Below are 835 nucleotides of genomic sequence, written 5' to 3'. Positions count from 1 at the left end.
CGTCCGCTGTACAAACGCCCCCGCTTCCAGACGCAGCAGCAGTGGCAGGACTACGCCGATAAACTCACGGCCTTTGCGAAGCACTTGCTCGATAACGGTGTAAGGCTGGCCTACCACCATCACATGGGCGCCTACGTGGAAACGCCCGCTGACGTGGATCAACTGATGGCCTTGACGGGGCCGGAAGTCGGCTTGTTGTTTGATACGGGTCATATCACCTTTGCCGGCGGCGACGCGTTGGCGGTGCTGAATAAACACATCGAACGCATCTGCCACGTGCATTGCAAGGACGTGCGCCCGAATGTGGTGAAACTGGCGAGAAATGGCCACTGGAGTTTTTTGCAGGCCGTGATCAATGGCGCCTTCAGCGTGCCGGGCGATGGCTGCATCGACTTCCCGGCCATCCTGACGCGCTTGTATCTGCACGGCTATGAAGGCTGGCTGGTGGTGGAGGCGGAGCAAGACCCGGCCGTGGCGCCCAGCTATCAATACGCGAAGATGGGCCACGATTACCTGGCGCAATTGGTCGATGCGATTCCGCGCCTGGGCAGGGAGGCGGCATGAGCCCGCTGCTGGTCAAAGCAAAGTCCGGTTCCACCATCGTCGAGGTGACACCGGCGTCGGCCGGCTGGACGCACGTGGGCTTTGCCGCGCACAGGTTGCAGGCCGGCGAACACATCAGCCTGGAGACGGGCAGCCGCGAGCTGTGCCTCGTCGTGCTGACGGGCACGGTCACCGTGCAGGCGGGCGATCACGTATGGGAAGGCATCGGCAAGCGCGCCAGCGTTTTTGAAGACGTCTCGCCCTATGCCGTGTATGTGCCGCTGGAAACACA

The 835-nt window shown here is 62.2% G+C and carries 2 protein-coding genes; both read left to right on the top strand.

Features of this window, described 5'->3' with window-relative positions:
- Positions 1-564 (top strand): TIM barrel protein (locus IGS61_RS27730; RefSeq protein WP_230542504.1); only part of this gene is annotated, 564 nt, incomplete at its 5' end.
- A partial coding sequence (locus IGS61_RS27725) for a 5-deoxy-glucuronate isomerase (RefSeq protein WP_230542503.1) occupies positions 561-835 on the top strand: 275 nt, incomplete at its 3' end. The genes IGS61_RS27730 and IGS61_RS27725, both read left to right, overlap by 4 nt.

It is taken from the genome of Janthinobacterium sp. FW305-129 (assembly GCF_020858115.1).
GTDB lineage: Bacteria > Pseudomonadota > Gammaproteobacteria > Burkholderiales > Burkholderiaceae_D > Janthinobacterium.
The sequence above is the reverse complement of the archived record's forward strand: the minus strand, read 5'-3'. Positions and strand labels throughout refer to the sequence as shown.